Annotated in this window: 25 protein-coding genes and 1 pseudogene; 13 read left to right on the top strand and 13 right to left on the bottom strand. The window is 66.8% G+C overall.

Annotation, left to right across the window (positions count from 1 at the left end; translation table 11 throughout):
- Positions 1-552 (top strand): biotin-dependent carboxyltransferase family protein (locus ACPUER_RS31525; protein WP_425133012.1); only part of this gene is annotated, 552 nt, incomplete at its 5' end.
- A 55-nt stretch (positions 553-607) separates the two neighbouring features.
- Positions 608-1,372, top strand: a complete 765-nt coding sequence (pxpA, locus tag ACPUER_RS31520) for a 5-oxoprolinase subunit PxpA (RefSeq protein ID WP_175963339.1) — start codon at positions 608-610, stop codon at positions 1,370-1,372.
- Positions 1,373-1,929: 557 nt separating this feature from the next.
- On the opposite strand, the gene ACPUER_RS31515 is transcribed toward pxpA, so the two are convergent.
- From ACPUER_RS31515 to ACPUER_RS31485, 7 genes are all read right to left on the bottom strand, one after another.
- Positions 1,930-3,075 carry a TraB/GumN family protein gene (locus ACPUER_RS31515; protein ID WP_034179284.1) on the bottom strand — a complete coding sequence of 382 codons (1,146 nt, stop codon included), beginning with the start codon at positions 3,073-3,075 and terminating at the stop codon, positions 1,930-1,932.
- Positions 3,068-4,084, bottom strand: a complete 1,017-nt coding sequence (locus ACPUER_RS31510; protein WP_034179285.1) for a peptide ABC transporter ATP-binding protein — start codon at positions 4,082-4,084, stop codon at positions 3,068-3,070. Before ACPUER_RS31510 ends, ACPUER_RS31515 begins: the two co-directional genes overlap by 8 nt.
- Positions 4,081-5,079 carry an ABC transporter ATP-binding protein gene (locus tag ACPUER_RS31505; protein WP_175963338.1) on the bottom strand — a complete coding sequence of 333 codons (999 nt, stop codon included), beginning with the start codon at positions 5,077-5,079 and terminating at the stop codon, positions 4,081-4,083. Before ACPUER_RS31505 ends, ACPUER_RS31510 begins: the two co-directional genes overlap by 4 nt.
- Before the next feature lies 1 nt (position 5,080).
- Positions 5,081-5,998, bottom strand: coding sequence for an ABC transporter permease subunit (locus ACPUER_RS31500; protein ID WP_175963337.1), 918 nt, complete (start codon positions 5,996-5,998; stop codon positions 5,081-5,083).
- Positions 5,999-6,002: 4 nt separating this feature from the next.
- A complete protein-coding gene (locus ACPUER_RS31495) occupies positions 6,003-7,013 on the bottom strand; it encodes an ABC transporter permease subunit (protein ID WP_072437557.1) in 1,011 nt (336 codons plus the stop codon).
- Between the two features lie 118 nt (positions 7,014-7,131).
- Positions 7,132-8,760 carry an ABC transporter substrate-binding protein gene (locus tag ACPUER_RS31490; RefSeq protein WP_425133011.1) on the bottom strand — a complete coding sequence of 543 codons (1,629 nt, stop codon included), beginning with the start codon at positions 8,758-8,760 and terminating at the stop codon, positions 7,132-7,134.
- 321 nt (positions 8,761-9,081) lie between these two features.
- Positions 9,082-10,389: an MFS transporter gene (locus tag ACPUER_RS31485; RefSeq protein WP_175963335.1), complete on the bottom strand. Its 1,308-nt coding sequence runs from the start codon at positions 10,387-10,389 to the stop codon at positions 9,082-9,084.
- Between the two features lie 398 nt (positions 10,390-10,787).
- On the opposite strand from ACPUER_RS31485, the gene ACPUER_RS31480 reads away from it, so the two are divergent.
- Both ACPUER_RS31480 and ACPUER_RS31475 read left to right on the top strand, forming a co-directional pair.
- The gene (locus tag ACPUER_RS31480; protein ID WP_425133010.1) at positions 10,788-11,987 is read left to right on the top strand and encodes a DUF6402 family protein; all 1,200 of its coding nucleotides are present in this window, start codon (positions 10,788-10,790) and stop codon (positions 11,985-11,987) included.
- Positions 11,984-12,499, top strand: a complete 516-nt coding sequence (locus ACPUER_RS31475) for a hypothetical protein (protein ID WP_425133009.1) — start codon at positions 11,984-11,986, stop codon at positions 12,497-12,499. The genes ACPUER_RS31480 and ACPUER_RS31475 overlap by 4 nt, the downstream gene beginning before the upstream one ends.
- A 206-nt stretch (positions 12,500-12,705) precedes the next feature.
- On the opposite strand, the gene ACPUER_RS31470 is transcribed toward ACPUER_RS31475, so the two are convergent.
- The 3 genes from ACPUER_RS31470 to ACPUER_RS31460 all read right to left on the bottom strand — a co-directional run bounded on the left by ACPUER_RS31470 (position 12,706) and on the right by ACPUER_RS31460 (position 15,393).
- Positions 12,706-13,017 (bottom strand): high-potential iron-sulfur protein, encoded by a 312-nt coding sequence (locus ACPUER_RS31470; protein ID WP_048248305.1) that lies wholly within the window; start codon positions 13,015-13,017, stop codon positions 12,706-12,708.
- A 140-nt stretch (positions 13,018-13,157) separates the two neighbouring features.
- A complete protein-coding gene (locus ACPUER_RS31465) occupies positions 13,158-14,267 on the bottom strand; it encodes an NAD(P)/FAD-dependent oxidoreductase (protein WP_425133008.1) in 1,110 nt (369 codons plus the stop codon).
- A gap of 145 nt (positions 14,268-14,412) precedes the next feature.
- On the bottom strand, positions 14,413-15,393 hold the full coding sequence (locus tag ACPUER_RS31460; RefSeq protein ID WP_425133007.1) for an AAA family ATPase: 981 nt from the start codon (positions 15,391-15,393) through the stop codon (positions 14,413-14,415).
- Here ACPUER_RS31460 and ACPUER_RS31455 point away from each other — a divergent pair.
- From ACPUER_RS31455 to ACPUER_RS31415, 9 genes and pseudogenes are all read left to right on the top strand, one after another.
- A complete protein-coding gene (locus tag ACPUER_RS31455; protein WP_425133006.1) occupies positions 15,344-15,727 on the top strand; it encodes a hypothetical protein in 384 nt (127 codons plus the stop codon). The two genes, ACPUER_RS31460 and ACPUER_RS31455, sit on opposite strands and share 50 nt — an antisense overlap.
- A 146-nt stretch (positions 15,728-15,873) precedes the next feature.
- On the top strand, positions 15,874-16,362 hold the full coding sequence (locus ACPUER_RS31450) for a hypothetical protein (RefSeq protein ID WP_310135621.1): 489 nt from the start codon (positions 15,874-15,876) through the stop codon (positions 16,360-16,362).
- A gap of 5 nt (positions 16,363-16,367) precedes the next feature.
- Positions 16,368-17,183, top strand: a complete 816-nt coding sequence (locus ACPUER_RS31445; RefSeq protein WP_072437566.1) for an endonuclease/exonuclease/phosphatase family protein — start codon at positions 16,368-16,370, stop codon at positions 17,181-17,183.
- 16 nt (positions 17,184-17,199) lie between these two features.
- Positions 17,200-17,295: pseudogene (locus ACPUER_RS31440) on the top strand (LysE family translocator); the annotation flags it as partial.
- Between the two features lie 230 nt (positions 17,296-17,525).
- A complete protein-coding gene (locus tag ACPUER_RS31435) occupies positions 17,526-18,296 on the top strand; it encodes a ferredoxin--NADP reductase (RefSeq protein WP_034179295.1) in 771 nt (256 codons plus the stop codon).
- A gap of 416 nt (positions 18,297-18,712) precedes the next feature.
- Positions 18,713-19,528, top strand: coding sequence for a quorum system sensor histidine kinase RqpS (gene rqpS, locus ACPUER_RS31430; RefSeq protein WP_175963332.1), 816 nt, complete (start codon positions 18,713-18,715; stop codon positions 19,526-19,528).
- 7 nt (positions 19,529-19,535) lie between these two features.
- Complete coding sequence (gene rqpR / locus ACPUER_RS31425) at positions 19,536-20,192, top strand: response regulator transcription factor RqpR (protein WP_175963331.1); 657 nt, start codon at positions 19,536-19,538, stop codon at positions 20,190-20,192.
- A 225-nt stretch (positions 20,193-20,417) separates the two neighbouring features.
- Positions 20,418-21,824, top strand: coding sequence for an amino acid permease (locus tag ACPUER_RS31420; protein ID WP_310135634.1), 1,407 nt, complete (start codon positions 20,418-20,420; stop codon positions 21,822-21,824).
- Positions 21,825-22,111: 287 nt separating this feature from the next.
- A complete protein-coding gene (locus tag ACPUER_RS31415) occupies positions 22,112-23,137 on the top strand; it encodes an XdhC family protein (RefSeq protein ID WP_034179299.1) in 1,026 nt (341 codons plus the stop codon).
- 73 nt (positions 23,138-23,210) lie between these two features.
- On the opposite strand, the gene ACPUER_RS31410 is transcribed toward ACPUER_RS31415, so the two are convergent.
- The 3 genes from ACPUER_RS31410 to ACPUER_RS31400 form a co-directional block, all read right to left on the bottom strand.
- Positions 23,211-23,945, bottom strand: coding sequence for a PepSY-associated TM helix domain-containing protein (locus ACPUER_RS31410; RefSeq protein WP_175963327.1), 735 nt, complete (start codon positions 23,943-23,945; stop codon positions 23,211-23,213).
- A gap of 268 nt (positions 23,946-24,213) precedes the next feature.
- The gene (locus ACPUER_RS31405) at positions 24,214-24,531 is read right to left on the bottom strand and encodes an EscU/YscU/HrcU family type III secretion system export apparatus switch protein (protein ID WP_034179301.1); all 318 of its coding nucleotides are present in this window, start codon (positions 24,529-24,531) and stop codon (positions 24,214-24,216) included.
- Positions 24,528-25,156 (bottom strand): flagellar hook-length control protein FliK (locus ACPUER_RS31400; RefSeq protein ID WP_425133005.1); only part of this gene is annotated, 629 nt, incomplete at its 5' end. The genes ACPUER_RS31405 and ACPUER_RS31400, both read right to left, overlap by 4 nt.

Here is a 25,156-nt window from a genome sequence, read left to right as displayed (position 1 = left end):
CCCGAATTCGGCGTGAAGGCGCCCGCGTGGTGCGCGTTCGCGCGCGTCGACGAGCCGCCGCGCCGCCACCGCCCCGCGCCTGCGCATGCGCCGTGGGCGATGCCGGTGCGCGTGCTGCCGGGCCCCGACTACGCGTCGTTCGCGGCCGATTCGCAGCAGGCGTTCTGGGACGACGAATGGCTCGTCACCGCGAACAGCAACCGGATGGGCTATCGCCTCGCCGGCGCCGAGCTCGTGCGCGAGCGGCCGGTCGAGCTGCTGTCGCACGCGGTGCTGCCCGGCACGATCCAGGTGCCGCCGAACGGCCAGCCCATCGTGCTGATGCACGACGCGCAGACCACCGGCGGCTACCCGAAGATCGGCACGGTGATCCGCGCCGACCTGTGGAAGCTCGCACAGGCGCGGCTCAACCTGCCGATCCGCTTCGTGCGCACGACACCCGACGCGGCGCGTGCCGCCCTCGCCGCGGAACGCGCGTATCTGCGGCAGATCGACATCGCGATCGACATGCGCGAGGAAGCGCGCCGCCGCGCCCAATCGCGCGCGGCGTGACAATGGCGGAAGCGGTACGGAAGACGCGCCACGCAATCAGTGGACGAGGAACATCATGGAAATCGATCTGAATGCCGATCTCGGCGAAGGATGCGGATCGGACGAGGCGCTGCTCGACCTCGTCACGTCGGCGAACATCGCATGCGGCTGGCACGCGGGCGGCGCCAATGCGATGCGCGACTGCGTGCGCTGGTCCGTGCAGAAAGGGGTGTCGATCGGCGCGCACCCGAGCTTTCACGATCCGGAGAATTTCGGCCGCAAGGAAATGCAGCTGCCGGCCGGCGACATCTACGCCGGCGTGCTGTACCAGCTCGGCGCGCTGTCGGCGATCGCGCAGGCCGAAGGCGGGCGCATCGCGCACGTGAAGCCGCACGGCGCGCTGTACAACCAGGCCGCGCGCGACCCGATGATCGCCGATGCGGTGGTGTCCGCGATCCACGATTTCGATCCGTCGCTCGCGGTGTTCGGGCTCGCGAACAGCGTGTTCGTCGCGGCCGCGCGGCAGGCGGGGCTCGCCGCGGTGGAGGAAGTGTTCGCCGATCGCGGCTACCGCGCGGACGGCTCGCTCGTGCCGCGCAACCAGCCCGGCGCGCTGATCGACGACGAAGAGGCCGTGCTCGCGCGCACGCTCGACATGGTGCGCAACCGGCACGTGCGTGCATTGAGCGGCGAATGGGTGCCGCTGAACGCGCAGACCGTCTGCCTGCACGGCGACGGGCCGCATGCGCTGGCGTTCGCGAAGCGGATCCGCGCGGCGCTCGAGGCGGCGGGTGTCGATGTCGTGGCGCCCGGTGCGCTGCAGGCCGACGAAGGCGCGTGACGCGTATCCGTCGCGTGACACGTGCGTCGCACATATCCGTCGCACAAAAGAAAAAAGCGCCCTCGTGGCGCTTTTCCGTTGGCGCAATCGCTGCGGCTTCGCCGTCTGTCGATTCGCCCCCCGAAACCGTCTTTCGACGGTGACCGGAAAAACATTCCGGATTAAAAAACGTCCGCCGCCGCCCGATCACTGCATCCCCCGGTCAGACGACGGAACGTCGCTTATCTGCAAGTCGGCCCGCATGCATGTGTTGTCCGACGATGATTGGCCCCGCCGTGCATGCAGACACTCCGCAGCCGGCACGCGCTTCACGTGCCGGCAACGCTAACCCCGCGCTTTATTTCTGCTACCCCGTAGAACTTATCTATTCTTTTCATTTTTTCAACTTGTGGGGTGAAGAATAGATATTGGCAGAACAGGATGTCAATCGTCTCAAACGCTATTTTCCGACGATTCAAGGGTTTTCCTTATCGATTGCCGCGGCCGTGCCGGCGCCTCGCGACATGCGCGCGATGGCAATCAAACAGGGGAAGATCGGTGCGGGCCGCCGGGCGCGATCAGTTCGCGTCGACCCGGTATCCTTGCTGGCGCAACAATTCGAGCACGCCGCGCGAGCCGCCCAGATGCAGCGCGCCGATCGCGACGAACAGCGGCCGGTTCGGCGCGGCGATTGCCGTCATCCGCGCAACGAAGCGCCGGTTGCGCTCGTACAGGATCTTGTTGTCGATCGACGCCGACAACGCCTTCGAACGCGCGAGCCGCTCGCTCTTCGCGACGGCCCACGCCGAGATCGCGTCGGCGTCGCCAATTCGCCACAGCCGGTGCAGCGCCTTGATGTCGTCCGCGTTCTGCGCGGGCGTCTGCACCATGTCCTGCGCGAGCATCTCGCGCTGCTCGGCCAGCGTCAGCCCGGTGAACGCGCGCATCTGCTCGGCGAGCGTCTCGAGCCCGATCACGCGGCCGCCCTTCTTCTTCAGGAACACGTTCTGCAGTTGCGCCTCGGTGCCGTATTCGGTCTGCAGGCCGGCCGACAGCGAATCGTAGGTCTCGACGACGAGCGCCGCGAGCCACGGCCGCATCTTGCGGATCTCGGCGAGTGCGGCCGGGTTGCCGCGCAGGCGCGCCGCGAGCCGCTGCCACAGCGGCTCGGGCAGCAGGCGCTGCAGGCACGGGTAGCGGCACACGCCGTACTTCGACACGTCGTCCTGCGATTCGAGCAGGTCATCGGGCGACAGTTCGAGCGCGAGTGTCGGCGACGCGGCGAGCGCCGCGAGGATGCGCGGCCGGAACGGCTGCGCGCTCGGGTAGTCGGACGGGTCGCCCGTGTGCAGCGTGCCGAGCACGTAGAGCGTGACCTTGCCCCTGGTCGCGACGTAGAACGGCATGCGCGCGGGCTGCACGCGCACCGCGCCGCTCGCGACCGTGCCGTTCGACACGGCAGGCGCGTGAAAACCCGGCAGGCTCATGCCGGGCGGCGGGACTTGCGACGGATGGATCGGCGAAGTGGCCGGCGCGCGCCCTTCGGCGCGCGCGGCCTCGACGGGAACCGCGAGGCTGGCTGCCACGCACGCGCCGGCCAGCGCCGCGCCCGTGACGGTGCGCACGCTCCAGCGCCTCGCGTAGCGGTACGCGCGCATCACGCGCGCGCTGCTTGCCCCCGAACGGCGCGCGCCGGACACGCGCGCCGCCAACGCTTCAGGCATTCGCCTCCCCTACCTCCTCGGCGCGATGGCAGGCCACGCGCCGTCCGTCGACCTCGCGCAGCTGCGGCTCCTCGACGCGGCAGCGCTCGACCGCATACGGGCAGCGCTGGTGGAACGCGCAGCCCGACGGCGGATTGAGCGGCGACGGCAGTTCGCCCTGCAGCTTGATCTGCACGCGGCGGTCTTCCTCGAAGATCGCCGGCGTCGCCGACATCAGCGCGCGCGTGTACGGATGGCGCGGCCGCGCGTAGATCGTCTCCTTGTCGCCGAGCTCGGCGACGCTGCCGAAGTACATCACCATCACGTCGTCCGCGACATGCTCGACCACCGACAGGTTGTGCGAGATGAACACGTAGCTCGTCTTGAACTGCTCCTGCAGATCCATGAACAGGTTCAGGATCTGCGCCTGGATCGACACGTCGAGCGCGGACACCGGCTCGTCGGCGACGACGATCCGCGGATCGAGGATCATCGCGCGCGCGATCGCGACACGCTGCCGCTGGCCGCCCGAGAACATGTGCGGATAGCGCTTCGCGTGCTCGGGCCGCAGGCCGACCGTGCGCATGATCTGCGCGATGCGCTGCGCGCGCTCGGCGGCCGTCAGGTTCGCGTTGATCTCGAGCGGCTCGGAGAGCGTCTGCTCGACGGTCTTGCGCGGGTTGAGCGACGCGAACGGGTTCTGGAACACCATCTGCACGCGGCGGCGCAGGTCGGCGACCCGGTGGCGGTCCGCGCCCGCGACGTCCTTGCCGTCGATCGACAGGTGGCCGGACGTCGGCGTCTCGATCATCGTCAGCTGCCGCGCGAGCGTCGACTTCCCGCAACCGGATTCGCCGACGACGGCGAGCGTCTTGCCGCGCTTCAGCGAAAACGACACGCCGTTGAGCGCCTTCACCGTGCCCTGGCCGAACATGCCGCGCTTGACCGTGTAGTGTTTCGCGAGCTGGTCGGCGACCAGTACGACGTCGTCGTCGTGCGGCGTGGCGCGCGTTTCGTGGACTGCGTTCATCGTGCGCCTCCCGTCAGGTCGAGGTTGGAAACATGGAGCGGCTTGATGCAGCGCGCGCGCATCGCATCGTTGCCGGACACCAGCGTGTCGAGCGCCGGCCGCGCCTTGCGGCAATCGTCGACGACATACTTGCAGCGCGGCGCGAACAGGCACCCGGACGGGCGATCATCGCGGCCCGGCACCATGCCGGGCAATGCGGCAAGGCGACGCGCCCCCTTATTGTGCTCGGGAATCGCCGCGAGCAGCGCTTCGGTGTACGGATGATGCGGCGTGCGGAAGATGTCGGGCACGCGGTTGGTCTCGATGATCTCGCCCGCGTACATCACCGCGACGCGCTGCGCGACCTCCGACACCACGGCCAGGTCGTGCGAGATCAGCACGAGCGCCATCCCGCGCTCCTTCTGCAGCTTCACCAGCAGATCCATGATCTGCGCCTGGATCGTCACGTCGAGCGCGGTGGTCGGCTCGTCGGCGATCAGCAGCTTCGGGTTGCACGCGACGGCCATCGCGATCATCACGCGCTGGTTCATCCCGCCCGACATCTGGTGCGGGAACGACGCGATGCGGTTCTTCGCATCGGGAATGCCGACCTGGTCGAGCAGTTCGAGCGCGCGCCGGTGCAGCGCGTCGCCGCGCAGGCCTTCGTGCAGCTTCAGCACCTCCTTGATCTGATAGCCGACCGTGTAGCTCGGGTTCAGGCTCGTCAGCGCGTCCTGGAACACCATCGCGATGTCCTTGCCGACGATCTTGCGGCGCGCCTTCGCCGACGCCTTCAGCAGGTCGACGCCGTTGAACGTGACCTCGTCGGCCGTGACCTTGCCCGGCGCGTCGATCAGGCCCATCAGCGCCATCATCGTCACGCTCTTGCCCGAGCCCGATTCGCCGACGACGCCCACCACCTCGCCCGGCGCGATCGACAGGTCGATCCGGTCGACGGCGGGCAGGCCGTTGAAGTTCACCGCGAGATTGCGGATGGTCAATAGGTTCTGGCTCATCTCATGCCATCCGTTTCAGTTTGGGATCGAGCGCGTCGCGCAGCCCGTCGCCGAGCAGGTTGATCGCGAGCACCGAAATCAGGATCGACAGGCCGGGCATCGTCACGATCCACCATGCGTTGTCGATGTAGTCGCGCGCGGACGCGAGCATCGCGCCCCACTCGGCGGTCGGCGGCTGCACGCCGAGGCCGAGGAAGCCGAGCGCGGCCGCGTCGAGGATCGCCGACGAGAAGCCCAGCGTCGCCTGCACGATCAGCGGCGCCGTGCAGTTCGGCAGCACCTGCGAGAACATCAGGCGCACCGTGCCGGCACCGGCCACGCGCGACGCCGTCACGTATTCCTTCTGCAGCTCGCCGAGCGCCGACGCGCGCGTGAGGCGCACATAGGCCGGCAGCGCGACGATCGCGATCGCGAACATCGTGTTGGTGAGGCCCGGGCCGATGATCGCGACGACTGCGACCGCGAGCAGCAGCGACGGCAGCGCGAGCAGCACGTCCATGATGCGCATCACGGGCGTGTCGGCCCACTTCTGGAAGAACGCGGCGACGAGCCCGAGCACGATGCCGGGGATCAGCGCGAGCACGACCGACACGAAGCCGATCCAGAACGACATCCGCGCGCCGAACATCAGCCGCGAAAGAATGTCGCGGCCCGCTTCGTCGGTGCCGAGGATGAATTTCGAGTTGCCGCCGTCGAGCCATGCAGGCGGGATCTTCACGTAGTCGCGGTATTGCTCGACCGGGCTGTGCGGCGCGATCAGCGGCGCAAGCAGCGCGACCAGGATCAGCACGAGCACGACGATGCCGGCGCCGACGGCGCCGCGGTTGCGCGAGAAGTTGGCCCAGAACTCGCGCAGCGCGAGCGCACGGCCGCCGGCCGGCGCGGATTCGGTCGGCAGGGTATTTTGCAGATTGCTCATGGAATTACCTCGTGTGGCGGATGCGCGGATTCAGCACGCCGTACAGCAGGTCGACGACCAGGTTCACGACGATCACGAGCGTCGCGATCAGCAGGATGCCGCCCTGGACGACCGGATAGTCGCGGCGGCCGATCGCATCGATCAGCCACTTGCCGACACCGGGCCACGAAAAGAGCGTCTCGGTCAGCACGGCGCCCGCGAGCAGCGTGCCGATCTGCAGGCCGATCACGGTGACGACCGGGATCAGCGCGTTGCGCAGCGCATGCACGACGACCACGCGCACCGGCGACAGCCCCTTCGCGCGTGCGGTGCGGATGTAGTCCTCGCGCAGCACTTCGAGCATCGACGAGCGCGTCATCCGCGCGATCACCGCGAGCGGGATCGTGCCGAGCACGATCGCGGGCAGGATCAGGTGGCTGACCGCCGACTTGAACGAGCCTTCGTCCGGCGCGAGCAGCGCGTCGATCAGCATGAAGCCCGTCGGGTGCGGAAAGTCGTATTCGACGGCGATGCGCCCCGACACGGGCGTCCAGCCGAGGTACGACGAAAACACCATGATGAGGATCAGCCCCCACCAGAAGATCGGCATCGAGTAGCCGGTGAGCGCGGTGCCCATCACGCCGTGGTCGATGACCGACCCGCGCCGCAGCGCGGCGATCACGCCGGCCGGCAGGCCGATGGCGAGCGCGAACACGAGCGCGCACAGCGACAGCTCGACGGTCGCCGGGAAGCGCGCGAAGAACTCGCCTGCGACACTGGTGTTGGTGATGATCGACGTGCCGAGATCGCCGTGCAGCGCACGGCCGATGTAGTGGACGTACTGCAAGGGCAGCGGCTGGTCGAGCCCGAGGCGTTTCATCGCCTCCGCGTGCATGGCGGGATCGACGCCGCGCTCGCCCATCATCACTTCGATGGGGTCGCCCGGTATCAGGTGAATCAGCGCGAACGCGAGGATGGTGATGCCGATGAAGGTCGGGATCACCATCCCCACGCGGCGCAACACGAATCGGAGCATGATGCTTCTCGTATTTTCTTGTGGGAAATGTGCGACCGGCGACGGGGGGCTTTTGGCCTCCCGCCGCCGGATGATTTCAAGCCGGTCTTCTCAACGACGACAGCTTACGCCGGTCGTATTACTTCACGCCGACGCCGTCGAAGCGCGCATAGCCGAGCGGCTCGATGCGCATGTCGACCACGTTCTTGCGCACCGGCTGGTAGACCGTCGAGTTCGCGATCGGCGAGAACGGCAGCTGTTGCGCGAAGATCTGCTGAGCCTGCGTGTAGAGCTTCGTGCGCGCGTCCTGGCCCGTCGTCGTGCGGCCCTTCTGGACCAGCTCGTCGAACGGCTTGTAGCACCAGTGCGAGAAGTTGTTGCCCTTGATCGCCTCGCAGCCGAGCAGCGTACCGAGCCAGTTGTCCGGATCGCCGTTGTCGCCCGTCCAGCCGATCAGCATCGTGTCCTGCTCGCCGCCGTGCGCGCGCTTGATGTACTCGCCCCACTCGTACGTGACGATCTTCGCCTTCACGCCGATCTTCGCCCAGTCGGCCTGAATCATCTCGGCCATCAGGCGGGCGTTCGGGTTGTACGCGCGCTGCACGGGCATCGCCCACAGCGTGATCTCGAAACCGTTCGCATAACCGGCCTTCGCGAGCAGCGCCTTCGCCTTCGCGGTGTCGTACGCGGCCATCTTCAGGTTCTTGTCGTACGACCATTGGGTCGGCGGCATCGGCGCGCTGGCCGCCTGGCCCGCACCCTGGTAGACGGATTCGAGGATCGCCTTCTTGTTGATCGCCATGTCGAGCGCCTGACGCACCTCGAGCTTGTCGACCGGCTTGTGCTCGACGTTGTACGCGAGATAGCCGAGGTTGAAGCCCGCCTGCGACGGCATGTCGACGTTCGAGTCGGCCTTCAGCGTCGCGATGTCGGCCGGGCGCGGATAGCTCATCACCTGGCATTCGTTGCGCTTGATCTTCTGCACGCGCACGCCCGGATCCGGCGTGATCGAGAAGATCAGCTTCGACAGCTTCACTTCGCCCTTCTTCCAGTAATCAGGATTGCCGTCGAATCGGATCGTCGCGTCCTTCGTGTAGCTGCGGAAGATGAACGGGCCCGTGCCGACCGGCTTCTGGTTGATGTCGGCGGCCTTGCCGGCCTTCATCAGCTGGTCGCCGTATTCGGCCGACAGGATCGACGCGAATTCCATCGCCATGTTCTGGATGAACGGCGCGTTCGGCTCGGACAGCGTGAACTTCACGGTGTACGGATCGACCTTCTCGACCTTCGTGATCAGCTTGTCGAGGCCCATGTCGGTGAAGTACGGGAACGACACCGGATACGCCTTGCGGAACGGCTGGTTCGGGTCGAGCATGCGCTGGAACGTGAACAGCACGTCGTCCGCGTTGAATTCGCGCGTCGGCTTGAAGAAGTCGGTCGTGTGGAACTTCACGCCGTGGCGCAGGTGGAACGTGTACTCCTTGCCGTCGGACGACACGTCCCACTTCTCGGCGAGGCCCGGCTCGACCTTGGTGCCGCCGCGCTCGAATTCGACGAGGCGGTTGTAGACGGTGAACGTGGCGGCGGTGAAATCGACGCCGGTCGTAAATTGCGCGGAATCAAAACCCGCCGGGCTGCCTTCTGAGCAGTAGACGAGCGTTTTGTTCGGGATCTGTGCGAATGCAGAACCCGCGATGCCGAGCGATGCCGCTGCCACGCCTGCAATGGCGGTAACACGCAGGGTGTGCAACAGACGGTTGTATTCCATGTTTCCTCCAGGTCTCCAGATCGGAACCGGTCCCGCCAGGGTCCGGCGTACGCGGATATTACTTGAGCTAGCGATTTTGCAACAAGCTGGAGAAAAAACTCTTCTAGACGCGCCCGCACGGGTTTTTGCCGATGTCTTGCACGGATAAAAAATGCGAAAACGCGCGCGAGCGACAGTTCCGTTCATCCCGCGCATGTTTCGTTCGACAACTAAACAATTCGGGCGCGAACGCGAAGGTTCGGCGCGCGGTTTTCCGTGTCCGGCCGCACATCATTGCGTTTCGCGAAATGATTCGACGACGGTCTTCTTCCTGTCATGCCGTCACGCCGGCGCGTCGAGATCGGCGCTGCGCGCGGGCACGAACGCGACCGCGACGATCGACAGCGCGAGCCCGGCCATCACATAGTAGGTCGGCGCCAGCGGCGTACCGGTGACCTTGATCAGCCACGTGACGATGAACTGCCCGAAGCCGCCGAACAGCATCACCGCGACGTTGTACGCGATCGACAGCCCGGTCGAGCGCACGTTGGCCGGAAACAGCTCGGCGATCATCGCGCCGAACGGCCCGTAATAGCCTGCGAGCGTCACCGACAGCACGGCCTGCACCGCGATCAGCCGCCCGATGCTCGGCGCCGCGTCGAGCCACGCGAACAGCGGATACATCAGCACGAGCGTCAGCGCGAGCGACCACAGCGACAGCCCCTTGCGGCCGATGCGGTCCGACCATGCGCCGGCGACCGGCGACAGCACCATCAGCAGCAGGTTGCCGACGATCACCGCGTAGAACGATTCCGCATACGGCAGCTTCAGTTGCTTCACCGCGAAGGTCGGCAGATAGCTGATCAGCACGTAGATCGTCACCGTCAGCGCGATCACCGAGCCGAGCCCGCACAGCACCTCGCGCGGATGGCGCGTGAACACTTCGCCGAGCGTCGCGCGGCGCGCGCTCTGCTGCGCGTGCAGGAATGCTTCGGAATCCGCGAGATGGCGGCGGATATAGAAGCCGATCGGGCCGATCACGAGCCCGAGGACGAACGGCACGCGCCAGCCCCAGCTGTGCAGCGCGTCGTGCGACAGCCCGCGCGTGACGGCCGCGCCGACGAGCGCGCCGATCAGCAGCGCGGCCGCCTGGCTCGCCATCTGCCAGCTGCCGTAGAAACCGCGTTTCGAGAACGGCGCGGCCTCGATCAGCAGCGCCGTCGCGCTGCCGAATTCGCCGCCCGCGGAGAAGCCCTGCAGCAGGCGGCCGAGCACGATCAGGAGCGGGCCGCCGATGCCGATCGCCGCATAGGGCGGCGCGATCGCGAGCAGGAAGATGCCGAACGTCATCAGCAGGATCACGAGCGACAGCGCGGCCTTGCGGCCGGCACGGTCCGCGTACAGCCCGAACACGATGCCGCCGATCGGGCGCATGAAGAACGCGACGCCGAACGTCGCGGTGGTCAGCAGCAGCGACGAGTATTCGCTGGAGGTCGGGAAGAACAGCTCGGCGATCACGACCGTCATGAAGCCGAATACCGTGAAGTCGTACCACTCGAGCGCGTTGCCGATCACGGCGGCCACGACCGCGCGCCGGTTCAGCGCACGCTCGGGCCGGATCGTTTTCGTTGAATTCGCAATCGTCGCCATGCGTGCCTCGTCCTCGTGAATTCGCCGTGTCGGGTGGCGCGGCGCAGTGTGCCGCGGCGCGCTGGTTTGCAGCGAGTGTAGAAAGCGACGGAACCGTTTTCAAGCAATAAAAACGCCCGCCGTCTTTCGACGGCGGGCGTTTTGCGGTTTTCGCCACATTGCGGCATCGCACGATGCCGTGTAGGCGCTACACCGAGGACACGGGCCCAGCGACGCCCCCCGTTCGCCTTGCACGTCATTCGCGTTGGGACGGTTGCACTTTCGACTTTGTCTTATTTCCCGCCCTATTTCTTTCCATTAACTTTCACCCGATGCCGTTCCGCCTCGTCAGATCGCATGGCATCCGGCCGAGCGCCGGAACGTGGGTCTGTCGCAACATACCTTTCTCGGACACCGCCGTGAGCAACAACAAGACTCCCTACTACATGGCAAATAGGCTGCTGTGGAAATGGGCTCGATGCGAAGGCATCGACGGCTGCGAAATCGTTCGCGAAACCAAGCTGTCGATGGACCAGGCACCGCCGCCCTTGCCGGCGCCCCCCGAACCCGCCCGGCGGTCCGTCAAGCGCCTGACTCACAAGGATCGCGTGAACAAATCGCTCGACGATCTTCTGCCTGTTGCAGAAGCGCTCGCGCGATTCAAAAAGTGGCTTGACACGCCAGACGCGCCGAAACATTCCGAACCCGCACCGACAGCAGAGCGCGAAAAGAAACAAGCAATCGCACCGCTGGATATCCAGGAGATCCCCGGCGCGATGCGGAAACTCTCGATGCCGGTATCCGCGCGGCTGATGGAACGGTGGTTTGCCGGAGCGCTGAATTATTCACCGACCGACAAGGACGAGGCACTATGCATCAATCAGGACGGCCAGCCTTATCCAGCCGACATGTACGACATGAGGTCCATCAAGCTCGAATGGATTCTCAACTACCCTCGTGCAAAGGCGCAATATTTGGCACTTCAACAAAGGCAGCGGTTGACCACCCCCAGAGCCGTCGAAGCGCTTCGCAAGTGCCTGTCTCGTGTCCGAACCCCGGACGCGACGATCGATGCGTTGTCGCTTTGTAATGGAAACCTCGTGGAATTGCACAACCGCTTCCAGTTCCAGTTCGCAGGCGTTGAAAGTACGTTCGATCAAAAACTCGACGAGTTCATCCTGAAGCGCCTGACCAACAGTGGAATCCCGGATGACCTGACGGGAGCACTGGGGTCGTTCAATATCTATGCGGCAGTCGCGTATGCCGAATTCAACCGGGAGGCACGTCGCGCAACAGTCACATCGATTTACCTTTACGTGCGCGACAACTATACGTTTTCCGACAAGAGCGACAATCAGTCGCAATATCTCGGGCATTGGAACCACAAGCGTGTCGTCCTCGTCCCCGCAGCGGGCGCAGCCGGAATTGCCAGCCTTCCCTGGCTGGACTATCCCGTGGTCGTCGAAGGCAAGCGATCTCGAGACAACATCTACTATCCGGTCAGAAACAAGTCGTTTCGCGAGTGGCAGCAACGGCATCGGCGCGGCGGCGACTTCATTATCTTCTCTGACTACCGCTGCGTAACCCTCCCCCAACCCATCGAGATCGTTTTTTCGTGAGTACCGCCGGAGAATCCACAAGTATCGGAACGCTCGTCCTGTTGTTGGCGAGCATCGTTATCGTGATTGCATCGATCTCGATGATTCGTGCACTACGCTTCATCTGGTCGAGTCACGACGGCCGACCGCAGCGAGCCAGGCAAATGCTCTGCGTCTCGATCCGACGCATCGTCGTCACCGTCGCTGCCCTGATCATGCTCGGTATTGCATGGCGTTACTGGCAGGACGCGCGATTGCGTGCGGCCTGCAGCCCGCGGGATCGGGTGACCGAATACTCGCCTGACGGTCGCTATGTCGCGAAATACTGCTACTTCAGAGATACGATCATTCTGAGGCTGTATGGCAAAGACAATATGCGGCTTCTTGCCGAGCGAACCTACCGGGACACGTCGGGGGTCCTCGTCAGCCTGACTTGGACAAAGGACTCATTGACCTATCCGGAGGGCGATGTCCTCAAGACGATCAATCTCCCACCTTCTCTTTACGATCGAATCCTGACGCAGCTTCCATAAGTCATGCGAGACACGCCAAAGAGACGGTCGAACCGCCCCTCGTCCCTGGCAAAACGCTTCGGGCCTGCATCGACCTGCCCTTTGTGTACGCAACGAGGCCGCCCGTACGGAACCGTTTTCAAGCAATAAAAACGCCCGCCGTCTTTCGACGGCGGGCGTTTTGCGGTTTTCGCCACATTGCGGCATCGCACGATGCCGCACGGGCCTCAACCCATCTTCGAGAATGCGCTGCACCAGCCCTTCGCCGACACCTGCTTGCCGGGGAACGCACCGCACGGGCCCGAAGCCGAACCCTTCTTGCCCTGGTACAGCATGCAGGCCGCGCAATCCTGGCCCGCTGCGTATTTCGGGTACTTCGTCTTGTCGACCTTCGTGGCATCGGCCTTGTAGCCGAGCGCCACCGCGGTCGGATCGGTTTCCGACAGCATCGGCGCATCGGCCAGCGCTTCACGCGACAGCGCCAGCGCGGACACGACGCCAACGCTCGTAATCAGGAAACTCCGACGGGATGTTTTCATGGGGGACTCGCTCCAACGTTATCGGTTTGAAAGCTGTTCTGGCGACAGCCGTTCGACAGAATAACCGCCAAGCGAATAAATGTGCGCGCCGAAATGCCGGAGATAAGGGATTTCACACGGCCCACGCGTGCGCGCTTGCGTCAACCGTATGCGGCCATGTCGCCGACGCGCTGCGCGAGCGCGAGCGACGCGGTGAGCCCCGGCGACTCGATGCCGAACAGGTTCACGAGCCCGCGCACGCCGTGCTGCGCGGCGCCCTGCACGATGAAGTCGGCCGGCGGCTCGCCGGGCCCCGCGACCTTCGGCCGAATACCCGCGTACGCCGGCTGCAGCGCACCGTCGGGCAGGCCCGGCCAGAACGCGCGGATCGACGTGTAGAACGCGGGGGCGCGCGCCGGATCGACTTCGTAGCGCAGCGCATCGACCCATTCGACGTCCGGACCGAAGCGTGCCTGCCCGGCAAGGTCGAACGTCAGGTGCACGCCGAGCCCCGCGCGGTCGGGCATCGGGTACACGAGATGCGAGAACGGCGCACGGCCCGACAGGCTGAAATAATTGCCGCGCGCGAGATAGAGCGGCGGCACCCAGTGCGGGTCGAGGCCGCGCGTGCGGCGCGCGAGCGCCTGCGCACCGAGGCCCGCGCTGTTGACCACGCAGGCGGCCTCGATCTCGGCGGGCGTGTCGCCGCCCGTGCGCACGACGAAGCGCCCGCCGCGCAGCACGTCGATCGACTCGACCGGGGATTTCAGCGCGCACACGGCGCCGTCGCGTTCCGCCGCGCCGAGCAGCGCGAGCATCAGTTGGTGGCTATCGACGATGCCGGTGGACGGCGAGAACAGCGCTTCCACGCATTCGAGCGCGGGCTCGAGTGTCTGCGCCTCGACGCGCGTGAGCGGCAGCAGGTCGAGCACGCCGTTTTCGGCGGCGCGCGCGGCGATCGCCTTCAACTGCTTCACCTGCGTGACGCTCGTCGCGACCAGCAGCTTGCCCGCGCGCCGGTACGGCACGTGATGCGTGTCGCAGAATTCGTACAGCAGATCGCGGCCGCGCACGCACGACATCGCCTTCAGCGACCCGCGCGGATAGTAGAGCCCCGCGTGGATCACTTCGCTGTTGCGCGAACTCGTGCCCGTGCCGATCGCGTCGGCGGCCTCGAGCACGAGTGTTTCCCGCCCGCGCGCGGCCAGTTCGCGTGCAATCGCAAGGCCGACGACGCCCGCGCCGATCACTACACAATCCATCTGCTCCATGACGTTTCGCGCTGCTAACGCGTCGAGGGGAGAGAAGAGAATTGTACGTCCCGGTTCGCAAGCCTGCCGAAAGCATGTGTGCCGCGTCGCGACGACACCGCGCACGATTCGGCGCGCGCACCTCGGCCATGCGCGCGCCGCCGGTTCAGAAGCCGATCGGCCTGCGCTTCGCGGCGCCCTCGTCGGCGCGGATGTCGTGCGGCCCGATTGCATCGCGGCCGTCGAGCCGCGCGGCGCCGAATGCATGCAGCAGCGCGCGGCGCATCGTGCGCGGCGGCGTCGCGGCCAGCACGTCGAGCGCGTCGTCGCCGAGCGTGTCGGGGAAGCGCCGCCCCCATGCGTGCGACGTGCGGATCTCGTCGTAGATCGTCTGCGCGATCCGGCGCGCACCGGCCGCATCGGGCGGCGCGATCTCGTACACGTTCATCCGGTTGAGCAGCGGCTCCGGAATCGCCTGCGCTTCGTTCGCGGTCGCGACCCAGATCACGTTGCCCGCATCGATCGGCACTTCCGCGAATTCGTCGACGAACACGCGCGCGGTGTCGTGCTCGAGCAACGCATACAGCGCGCCGAGCGGATCGTATTGCGCATCGCTGCCGGCCTTGTCGATCTCGTCGACGGCGATCACCGGGTTTGCGTAACTGCCGTTCACGAGCGCATCGAACACCTTGCCGGGCTTCGCGTTCTTCCATTGCGACGACGCGCCCGACAAGATCCAGCCGGCCGTCAGCGAACTCATCGGCACGTAGTGGTACGCGGTGCCGAGCAGTTGCGCGAGCGCCTTCGCGAAATGCGTCTTGCCGATGCCGGGCGGCCCGAGCAGCAGGATCGGCATCAGCTCGAGCCGGTCGTCCGTTTCGAGGCACAGCGCGACCTGCTTGCGCACGTCGTCGAGCGGTTCGGTGAAATTGGGCAACGCGTCGCCGAGCGCGTCGAACGACGGCATCCGGTTCGGCTTCACGCAAAAGCGCAGATTCCCCGTCTTGAGCATCCTTTCGTAGGTGGCGCGCAATGCGTCGCTCGCGCTCTCGTTCAGGTCGCTCAGCGCCGTCTCGACCTGCTCGAGGTCGTACACCGTGCTGAAGGACGCCACCGCCAGTTCCTGTTTCACCATCGCCGTCGTCATACCAACCTCGCTGCCGCTTGCTGTCGCACAACCATCAGACCCTTACGATTTCAGTGTAGCGGGCCCGTATCCGCACGCAAGCAAGCAGCCAAACGAGTCTGCTGCTAACACCCGGCGTGCGCTGCACGGCTGCGCGGCGCGGCGTATGATCGTCGGTTCACCCACCCGCCTCAAGGCTTCGCCGACGGCGCCCGCGCGGCGCGGCGCGCCTCGTCCCGAAGGCATGCCGATGTCCGCCCCCACCGCTTCCCCGCGCATCGATGCCGATGCGATCGAGAACCGCCTCGTCATCGAACGCGCGCCCGTCGCCGAATTCGCGCGCTTTTTCGCTTGAAAATGCATGACGCGCACCTACCTTTCGGACAGGACCGTATTGCGCGGCAAACCTGTCGCGGCGCGTCCTGTCACATCACGATCGAAATCGATCGGGCGTAAGATGTGCGTCCGTTCCCCGCTATCCCGCGTTTCCGGAGACGTTTCATGCTGAAACACGGCCTGGCCGTCCTGCTCGCGAGCGTCGCGCTCGCCGCCCATGCGCAGAGCCCCGCACCGGCCTCCGTCGCATGGGAGATCCAGGTGGTGCGCGACGGTCAGACCATCGACACGTTCCAGCAGCGCACCACCGTGGGTCAGACCCGCACCGATACCCACCGTTATCCGTCCGCCGTGCCGGTCGGCTGCGGCAATGCCGCGCGCGTCGTGCCGACCGAGCGCTCGCGCTCGGTGACGGTCGCGCCGCTCACCGTAGACACCAGCGCGAACACGGTGTCGCTCGCGCTCGACGTGCAGGAAACGCTCGACGACGAAAACGCGACGCGCGGCGATCCGTGCGTGCCCGCGTCGCCGCGGCAGATCGTCGCGAGCCACCCCGGCCTGTCGGTCGGCAGCGATGCATGGACCGACTGGACGCTCGTCGAGCAGCACCCGCACCTCGTGTACCGCGTGCGCGCGCACGTCGCGAAGGACTGAGCGTCATGTCCGCCGACGCCCTGTCTCTGCCGTTCGCCGAACCGCACGCCGCGCCCGACGAAATCACCGCGGTCAGCTGGAATCTGCACAAGGGCCGCTCGCCGCTCGGCTTCACCGCGTGGAACGCGATGCGCAACTGGATGCAGTCGACGCACGCCGACGTGTATTTCCTGCAGGAAGCGATGGCGCGCCGCATGCCGCGCCCCATGCTCGCGCCCGGCTTCGGCGCGCCGATGGACGACGCGGTCGACGACGTGTGGCACTGCCAGGCCACCGAGATCGCGCATGCGCTCGACTGGCAGATCGCGCTCGGGCCGAACGTGTTCAAGCCGTCGTGGCGGCACGGCAATGCGATCCTGTCGCCGCATCCGCTCGATCTCGGCGGCCGCTGGGACATCTCCGCGCACCGCTTCGAACGGCGCGGGCTGCTCGTCGCGCGCGCGACGCTCGCGGGCGCGCGCCCGGTCACGCTGCTGTGCGCGCACCTCGCGCTCACGCGCGCCGCGCGGCTGCGCCAGATGCACTGGATCGCGCACTGGATCGTGCGCAACGCAGGCGACGGTCCGCTGATGCTCGCCGGCGACTTCAACGACTGGCGCAACGATTCGGTCGCGCTGTTCGGCGAGATCGGGATGTCCGAGGTCGCGACGCTGCTCGGCGAATCGGGCCGCACGTTCCCCGCGTTCTCGCCGGCGCTCGCGCTCGACAAGATGTTCGTGCGCGGCCTGACGCCGCTCGAATGGCGCGCGCCGTCCGGCGAGGCCGCGTGGCTGTCGGACCACCTGCCGTACATCGCGCGCCTGCGCCTCGATCCGCAATAACGACCCGGTCGCCATCCGCCGCAAGCGCGGCTACCGGTGCGTGCGGCGCCCGCTCGACGCGCCGTGCGGCGGGGCGCTCGTCGGCCTCGGCGCGAAACTCGCGGCCGATCGACGAAAGTTAATTGAAAGAATTCGTTGCGCCAAATCCGCGCAGCCACGCGGGTCAAGCCCGCGATCAGCGCCAACAGGGTAAAATAACCAGTTCGTCAATCGTCTGTCATCGAGAAGGCGCGTGTCCGACGCGCCGGCCGGCCGATCCGCGATCGGGCCGTCGCACTCGTTTTTTTTGCCCGTTTTTGGGCCCGTTACACGCGTTCGCTACGCGCGTCCGTTTTCAAAGCCATGAGCAAATACGACACCGCCACCGTCCAATCCGTCCACCACTGGACCGACACGCTTTTCAGCTTCACCTGCACCCGTGAGGCGAGCCTGCGCTTCAACAACGGCGAATTCACGATGGTCGGCCTCGAGGTCGACGGCAAGCCGCTCGCGCGCGCCTACTCGATCGTCAGCCCGAACTACGAAGAGCACCTCGAATTCTTCAGCATCAAGGTGCAGAACGGCCCGCTGACGTCGCGCCTGCAGCACCTGAAGGTGGGCGACACGGTGCTGATCGGCAAGAAGCCGACGGGCACGCTGGTCGCCGACAACCTGCTGCCGGGCAAGACGCTGTGGATGTTGTCGACGGGCACGGGCCTCGCGCCGTTCATGTCGATCATCCGCGATCCGGACATCTACGACCGCTTCGACAAGGTGATCCTCACGCACACGTGCCGCCTGAAGGGCGAGCTCGCGTACATGGACTACATCAAGCACGACCTGCCGGGCCACGAGTACCTGGGCGACATCATCAAGGAAAAGCTCGTCTACTACCCGACGGTCACGCGCGAAGCGTTCGACAACGAAGGCCGGATCACCGACCTGATCGCGACGGGCAAGCTGTTCACGGATCTCGACGTCCCGCCGTTCTCGCCGGAAAACGACCGCGTGATGCTGTGCGGCAGCACCGCGATGCTGAAGGACACGACCGACCTGCTGAAGCAGGCCGGCCTCGTCGAAGGCAAGAACAGCGCGCCGGGCCACTACGTGATCGAACGCGCATTCGTGGACTGATCCGCCCCGAAATTTGTGCGGCATCAAAAAACCGGAGCAAAAGCTCCGGTTTTTTTTCGTCCGCACTTGGCGAATTCGTAACAAACTGGGACCATCTCATCTCAAATAGTTACATTTGGATACGTCATCGCCCGGTGCTCGGGTGTCAGTGTTTTTCCTACAACAGCTTCATTCCGATTATTCACATTTACCCTGAAATGTCCGCCCGACATGACCTTTTCGAAATTTTTGAGATATTATTCGGCGCGCGTGGTTGCCATTCGGACAGGGGTTGAAGGGTCGGATGCAGTCGTTACAAAATGTAACTTTTGTTACCTCGGCACGGGGCGATTCCCTGGCGGCGACCGTCATCGCAACGGCAATCGTTCCACGCAGCCAGCCGGTGTCTGAACCGCTTTCTGACAGCAGGGAGAGTCATGGATACGTCGCTTAACGCGCCCCCGGGCGCCCACGCCCCGTTCCCGTCGCGGCAGCTCGTACAGGGCTGCGCCGCTACTCCGCCCATTGCCGAAGCCGCGTCGAAACGCAACGCCTCCGCCGCGCGCATCGCCGCGCTGTCCGCCCAGCTGCTTGCCGCCGACGAAGCCGCGCGCCGCCATCTGGCCGGCGAGCTGCACGACGGGCTCGGCGCCGAACTCACCGCCGCGCGTTTCGCGCTAGCAAACGTTCAAACGTGGCTGCCGGCCGATGCGCCGGACGGCTGCGTGCGTGCGCTGGAGCTCGCCCAGCAGGCGCTCGACGCCGCGACCGACGCGAATCGCCGGCTGATCGACGAACGCGACACGCCGGCGCTCGACGCGGGCATGGTCGGCGCGCTGTCGTCGTGGGTCGACAGCCATGCGACGCGCACCGGCCTGCGCACCAGCTTCGTGTGCGCGGCCGACGCGCGCCTGACGCAGATCGCCGGCGCCGGCGCGCTCGCGGTGTTCCGCGTCGCGCAGGAAGCGCTGTCGAACGTCGCGAAACACGCAAGGGCGGCGTCGGTCGACGTGCGGATCGTCACCGACGGCACGTATCTGTCGCTGATCGTCGCCGACGATGGCACCGGTTTCGCCCGGGGCCGCCGCACCGGCTACGGTCTCGCCGGCATGCGCGCACGCTGCGAAGCGTTCGGCGGCAGCTTCGAGACGGCCACGCCGGAAACCGGCCACGGCACGCGCGTCACCGCGCGCTTCGCGTGGGATTCGCTGCTCGCGACGCCCGTCGCGGCACGCCGCGCGTCGCGTTCGTGAGGTCGTCATGAGCCTGAACATCCTGCTCGTGGACGATCACGCGATCGTCCGGCAAGGGGTCCGCCAGTTGCTGATCGACCGCGGCATCGCGCGCGACGTCACCGAGGCCGAGACCGGCGGCGACGCGATGGCGGCCGTCGACCGGCAGGAATTCGACGTGATCCTGCTCGACATCTCGCTGCCGGACACGAACGGCATCGAGGTGCTCAAGCGCCTCAAGCGCAAGCTGTCGCACACGCCGGTGCTGATGTTCTCGATGTACCGCGAGGACCAGTACGCGGTGCGCGCACTGAAGGCCGGCGCCGCCGGCTACCTGTCGAAGACGGTCAACGCCGCGCAGATGATCGGCGCGATCCAGCAGGTCGCGGCCGGCCGCAAGTACGTGAGCCCCGCGATGGCCGAGGCGCTCGCCGAATACGTGTCGTTCGAGAACGAGCCGCTGCCGCACGAGAAGCTGTCCGACCGCGAATACCAGACGCTCTGCATGCTCGCGTCGGGCAAGCGGCTCACCGACATCGCGAACACGCTGTCGCTGTCCGTGAAGACGGTGAGCGTGTATCGTTCGCGGCTGCTCGAGAAGATGCGGCTGTCGAACAACGCGGAGCTCACGTTCTACGTGATGAGCAACCGGCTCGTCGACATGGCGCCCACGGCCGGCGCCTGATTCAACGGATTCGCCCGATACATCGGATTCGTACGATGCAACGGCGCGGCGCACGCCGCGTCGCGCTCAACCGCCGCCCGCATCAAGCGCAAGCGCTTGTTTTATCGGACGATTCCGCGACGCGCCGCTGCGCCGCAGCGGGCCTTGTCCGCCAAATCGGCTAAAATCGCGGGTTTTCACTCAGTCAGCGCCGCCGCGCTCGCGCGCGCTGGCAATTCATCCGCAATGTCCCTCTTCCGCAAGAAAAACGTCGATCGCATGATCGCCGGCGCGCACGCCGCCGGGCTCAAGAAAGCGCTCGGCGCGATCGACCTCACCTTCCTCGGCATCGGCGCGATCATCGGCACCGGCATCTTCGTGCTGACCGGCACCGGCGCCGTGCAGGCCGGCCCGGCACTGATGCTGTCGTTCGTGATCGCCGCGATCGCATGCGGCCTCGCGGCGCTGTCGTACGCGGAATTCGCGTCGACGATCCCCGTCGCCGGCTCGATCTACACGTATTCGTACGCGACGCTCGGCGAGCTCGCCGCATGGATCATCGGCTGGGACCTGATGCTCGAGTACGGCCTCGCGGCATCGGCCGTGTCGGTCGGCTGGTCGGGCTACCTGCAGTCGCTGCTGCAGGGCTTCGGGCTGTCGCTGCCGACCGTGCTGACGGCGGCGCCCGGCGCGGTGCCGGGCGTCGTCACGTGGTTCAACCTGCCCGCGTTCCTGGTGATGCTCGTGATCACGACGCTGCTGTCGATCGGCATCCGCGAATCGACCCGCATCAACAACATCATGGTGTTCATCAAGGTGTCGGTCGTGCTGCTCGTGATCGCGGTCGGCCTGTTCCACGTGACGCCCGCGAACTGGAAGCCGTTCATGCCGCACGGCTGGAACGGCGTGTTCGGCGCGGCGGCCGTGATGTTCTTCGCGTTCATCGGCTTCGACGCGGTGTCGTCGGCGGCCGAGGAAGTGAAGAACCCGAAACGCGACCTGCCGATCGGCATCATCGCGTCGCTCGCGGTGTGCGCGGTGCTGTACGTGACGGTCGCCGCGGTCGCGACCGGCATCGTGCCGTCGGCCCGGTACGCGAACATCTCGCACCCGATCTCGTACGCGCTGCAGGCCGCCGGCGAGAACTGGGTCGCGGGCTTCATCGACCTCGGCGCCGTGCTCGGCATGCTGACCGTGATCCTCGTGATGAGCTACGGCCAGACCCGCGTGATCTTCGCGATGTCGCGCGACGGGCTGCTGCCGGCGACGCTGTCGCGCGTGCATCCGCGCTACGCGACGCCGTTCCTGACGACCTGGCTCGTCGGCCTGTTCTTCGGGCTGATCGCCGCGCTCGTGCCGCTCAACGTGCTCGCCGAGCTGATCAACATCGGCACGCTCGCGGCGTTCTCGATGGTGTCGATCGCAGTGCTCGTGCTGCGCCGCACGCACCCCGACCTGCCGCGCGCGTTCCGCTGCCCGGGCGTGCCCGTGGTGCCGATCCTCGCGGTCGCGTCGTGCCTGTTCCTGATGCTGAACCTGCAGCCCGTCACGTGGGCCGCGTTCGGCATCTGGCTCGTGATCGGCCTCGTGATCTACTTCCTGTACTCGCGTCACCACTCGAAGCTCGCGCACGGCCACCACGACGCGCACTGACCTCCGCCGCTGCGCGCGCACGCCGCGCGCAGCGGTGCGACACCGCGCCGGGCCGTAACCGGCCTCGTGCGGCACGCCCCTTCCCCGCCGAATCAGCCGCCGCCGGACACGCGCCGCCGCGCCGTTCCCGCGCGCGATCGTGTCCGATCGTCGCGATCTCTTGCCCGATCCTCCGGAATTGCCCGCACGAATTGCACGCCGCCTGCACACGCGCGCCGGGCGGTTCATAATCCCGCCATCGAACGACGGCCCGGACCGGCGGGCTGCCCGGCAACAGGAAAAAGATGATGGAAAGCGTCGATCTCGATGTACTGAAATCCAGCGCGCGCTGGCTCGAAGAAGGCCGCCGCGTGCTGCTCGTGACGGTCGTGAAGACGTGGGGCTCGTCGCCGCGCCCCGAAGGCGCGATGCTCGCGGTGCGCGAGGACGGGCTCGTGGTCGGGTCCGTGTCCGGCGGCTGCATCGAGGACGACCTGATCGCCCGCGTGCACGCGAGCGGGATCGCGGCCGACGCGCGCCCGGAGGCGCTCAAGTACGGCGTGACGGCCGAGGAAGCGCACCGCTTCGGGCTGCCGTGCGGCGGCACGATCCAGCTCGTGCTGGAGCCGCTCACGCGCGACAGCGGGATCGCCGCGCTGTGCGCGGAAGTCGAGGCCGGCCGCCTCGTCACGCGCACGATGACGCTCGCGACCGGCCGCGCGTCGCTGTCGCCCGCGCAAGCGGCCGACGGGCTCGCGTTCGACGGCGAACGGCTCGTGACGATCCACGGGCCGCGCTACCGGATGCTCGTGATCGGCGCGGGCCAGTTGTCGCGCTATCTGTGCCAGATCGCGGTCGGGCTCGACTACCAGGTGACGGTGTGCGATCCGCGCGAGGAATACACGGATGCGTGGGACGTGCCGGGCACGCGCGTCGTGCGCACGATGCCCGACGATACGGTGCTCGACATGAAACTCGATGCGCGTTCGGCCGTGATCGCGCTCACGCACGATCCGAAGCTCGACGATCTCGCGCTGATGGAGGCGCTGAAGACGCCCGCGTTCTACGTGGGTGCGCTCGGCTCGCGGCGCAACAACGCGGCGCGGCGCGAGCGGCTGCGCGAGTTCGACCTGAACGAAGCGGAACTGGGCCGGCTGCATGGGCCGGCCGGCATCTACATCGGCAGCCGGACGCCGCCGGAAATCGCGATCTCGATCCTCGCCGAGATTACCGCCGCGAAGAACAACGTGTCGCTGCCGACGATCCTGCAGGTCGAGGGCGCAAAGGCCGCGCGAGAAATCGCGGCGAACAGCGGCGCGGCCTGCGGCCTCTGATTCACACTGGCTAGCCGCTTCGGATGCGCGGACGAAGCGGCTCGCGCCGGCAGCAGGCCGGCGCGAGCGCCGATCAGGTCAGGCCGGCCGCGAGCGCCGCGGCGACCGAACCCACCACCAGCACGACGCCGACCGTGCGGCGCTTGTTCAGCTCGGTCCACAACAGCACGCCCGTCAGCGACAGCAGGATCAGCGAGCCCGCGATCGTATCCATCAGCAGCACCCAGCCGAGGTTCATCCCGACGCCGCGATGCAGGTTGTTCAGCGTCGTCAGGAACGTGTTGTCCGTGCGCTTCACCGACACATAGCCATTGCCGACCCAGTATTCGGCCTGCAGGTTCCGGTGCGGGCCGAACAGGCCGAACTGCCAGTGCTCGGGCTGCATCACGCGCTGGTCGCCCCATGCGACGGCTTGCGCGGGATCCTTGCGGATGCGGCCGGGCCGGCCGTCGAAATGCAGTTCCTGCTGCAGCCATTTCGTCATCGCGGCGGGCGTCTTCGGCACCGGATCGGGCAGCGCGATCTGCATCTGCTCGACCTGCGGCTCGCCGGTCGAAATCTTCAGCGGCGGCGCGCGGTGGTTCAGCACCACGCCCGTCACGCCGAACAGCAGCCCGAGCACCGCGCCCCACAGCCCGACCCAGCCGTGCACCTTGCGCAGCCACTTGATGAAGGTCGCGCGACGCGAGCGCTGGCGGCGCGCGGCCAGTTCGTCGTCGGTCAGCGGGCGGGCCGCCGGATGCAGCACGGTGACGCCCGCGCGCGGCACACCCGCCTTGGGAGAGTCGATCGTTTCGGGCGCGTTCACGCGAAAGTATCCATTCGTTCAAAACAACGGGCGGCGCGCAGAGATCGCGCGCCGCCCGGGCAACATGAAAATGAGAATGGATATCATTACATAAATCGAATTCCGGCTCAATCGGTTCGGCTACGCAACGGCGCGCTCGACGAGCGAAGAAATGCCGACGAAGCGCACACGTTGCATCGAAATATCGCTCGATAGGCGACAAATGCCGGCCGAATGACCCGCAAGGCTGAGACAGCGTTTCGCAAGAAGCGGCGCGATGGCGCGCCGTTCAGCGCAGCGGCGGCAATGGAAAGCGCGGTGCGGCGGCGTCCGGCCCGGGTTCGGTGCGATCGAGCGCGTACAGCCATGCGAGCAGGTCCGCGACGGCCTGGTAGAGCTGCGGCGGAATCCGGTCGTCGAGGTCGACCTGCATCAGCAGCGACACCATCTCCGGCGCGGTATGCACGTACAGCCCCGCATCGTGCGCGCGCGCGACGATCATCTCCGCGAGCACGCCATAGCCCTTCGCGACCACGCGCGGCGCCGCATCGCCGCCTTTCGGGTCGTAGACGAGCGCGGCCGCGCGCTTGCGGGACGACATGCTCATTGCGGCACCTCGTCGTCGGCGCCCGGTACGCGCGTGCCCGGCCCGCCGGCCGCACCGCGCGCATACGCGGCGGCCGCCGCCTGTGCGGCAAACAGGTCGAAGCCGTCCGGCCCGTCGTCGACCGCGCGGATCGACAGCCCGCCCACCCGCAGCCCCGATCCCTCGAGCCGCTGCCGCAACGCGGCCTCGTGCCGCGTGAGGCGGTCGGCGCCCGTCTGGTTCGCACGCAGCCGCGCGACGAGCTGCGCGCCGTTCAGCATCAGTTCCGCGTCGACCGTACCGAGCGACGGCAACGTCAGCGTCAGGCGCGTGCGCCATGCAATGCCGTCGCCCGCGTCGTCGCCGCCGCGCGGTGCGCGGCTGCCCGGATCGTCGGGTTCGATCGTCCAGTCGAGCCGCGCGCCGGGCCACGCCTCGCCGGTCCAGCGGAACTGGTCGGTCGCGAGCGCGTCGAGCTGTTGCCTGACGAGCGGCACGGCGGCCGGGTGCACGGGAGCAAGCGGCTGCGGCTGTGGATCGGACGACGCGGCGGCCAGCCCGGCACGCGCCGGCGTCCAGCGCGGGTCGGCGTGCGCGCCGAGCGGATCGGCGGTATCGGGCGGCAACGACGCGCCCTGCCGGGCGG

The organism is Burkholderia sp. DN3021, from assembly GCF_049805555.1.
In the GTDB taxonomy this organism is placed as follows: Bacteria; Pseudomonadota; Gammaproteobacteria; order Burkholderiales; family Burkholderiaceae; genus Burkholderia; species Burkholderia pyrrocinia_C.
Note: the sequence above shows the minus strand (reverse complement) of the source record. Positions and strands in the feature narration are given on the sequence as shown.

Coding starts and splice junctions, on each gene's coding strand:
- pxpA (WP_175963339.1), top strand. CDS start 608: ATGGAAATCGATCTGAATGCCGATCTCGGCGAAGGATGCGGATCGGAC.
- ACPUER_RS31515 (WP_034179284.1), bottom strand. CDS start 3,075: ATGCCTGAAGCGTTGGCGGCGCGCGTGTCCGGCGCGCGCCGTTCGGGG.
- ACPUER_RS31510 (WP_034179285.1), bottom strand. CDS start 4,084: ATGAACGCAGTCCACGAAACGCGCGCCACGCCGCACGACGACGACGTC.
- ACPUER_RS31505 (WP_175963338.1), bottom strand. CDS start 5,079: ATGAGCCAGAACCTATTGACCATCCGCAATCTCGCGGTGAACTTCAAC.
- ACPUER_RS31500 (WP_175963337.1), bottom strand. CDS start 5,998: ATGAGCAATCTGCAAAATACCCTGCCGACCGAATCCGCGCCGGCCGGC.
- ACPUER_RS31495 (WP_072437557.1), bottom strand. CDS start 7,013: ATGCTCCGATTCGTGTTGCGCCGCGTGGGGATGGTGATCCCGACCTTC.
- ACPUER_RS31490 (WP_425133011.1), bottom strand. CDS start 8,760: ATGGAATACAACCGTCTGTTGCACACCCTGCGTGTTACCGCCATTGCA.
- ACPUER_RS31485 (WP_175963335.1), bottom strand. CDS start 10,389: ATGGCGACGATTGCGAATTCAACGAAAACGATCCGGCCCGAGCGTGCG.
- ACPUER_RS31470 (WP_048248305.1), bottom strand. CDS start 13,017: ATGAAAACATCCCGTCGGAGTTTCCTGATTACGAGCGTTGGCGTCGTG.
- ACPUER_RS31465 (WP_425133008.1), bottom strand. CDS start 14,267: ATGGAGCAGATGGATTGTGTAGTGATCGGCGCGGGCGTCGTCGGCCTT.
- ACPUER_RS31460 (WP_425133007.1), bottom strand. CDS start 15,393: ATGACGACGGCGATGGTGAAACAGGAACTGGCGGTGGCGTCCTTCAGC.
- ACPUER_RS31450 (WP_310135621.1), top strand. CDS start 15,874: ATGCTGAAACACGGCCTGGCCGTCCTGCTCGCGAGCGTCGCGCTCGCC.
- ACPUER_RS31445 (WP_072437566.1), top strand. CDS start 16,368: ATGTCCGCCGACGCCCTGTCTCTGCCGTTCGCCGAACCGCACGCCGCG.
- ACPUER_RS31435 (WP_034179295.1), top strand. CDS start 17,526: ATGAGCAAATACGACACCGCCACCGTCCAATCCGTCCACCACTGGACC.
- rqpS (WP_175963332.1), top strand. CDS start 18,713: ATGGATACGTCGCTTAACGCGCCCCCGGGCGCCCACGCCCCGTTCCCG.
- rqpR (WP_175963331.1), top strand. CDS start 19,536: ATGAGCCTGAACATCCTGCTCGTGGACGATCACGCGATCGTCCGGCAA.
- ACPUER_RS31420 (WP_310135634.1), top strand. CDS start 20,418: ATGTCCCTCTTCCGCAAGAAAAACGTCGATCGCATGATCGCCGGCGCG.
- ACPUER_RS31415 (WP_034179299.1), top strand. CDS start 22,112: ATGGAAAGCGTCGATCTCGATGTACTGAAATCCAGCGCGCGCTGGCTC.
- ACPUER_RS31405 (WP_034179301.1), bottom strand. CDS start 24,531: ATGAGCATGTCGTCCCGCAAGCGCGCGGCCGCGCTCGTCTACGACCCG.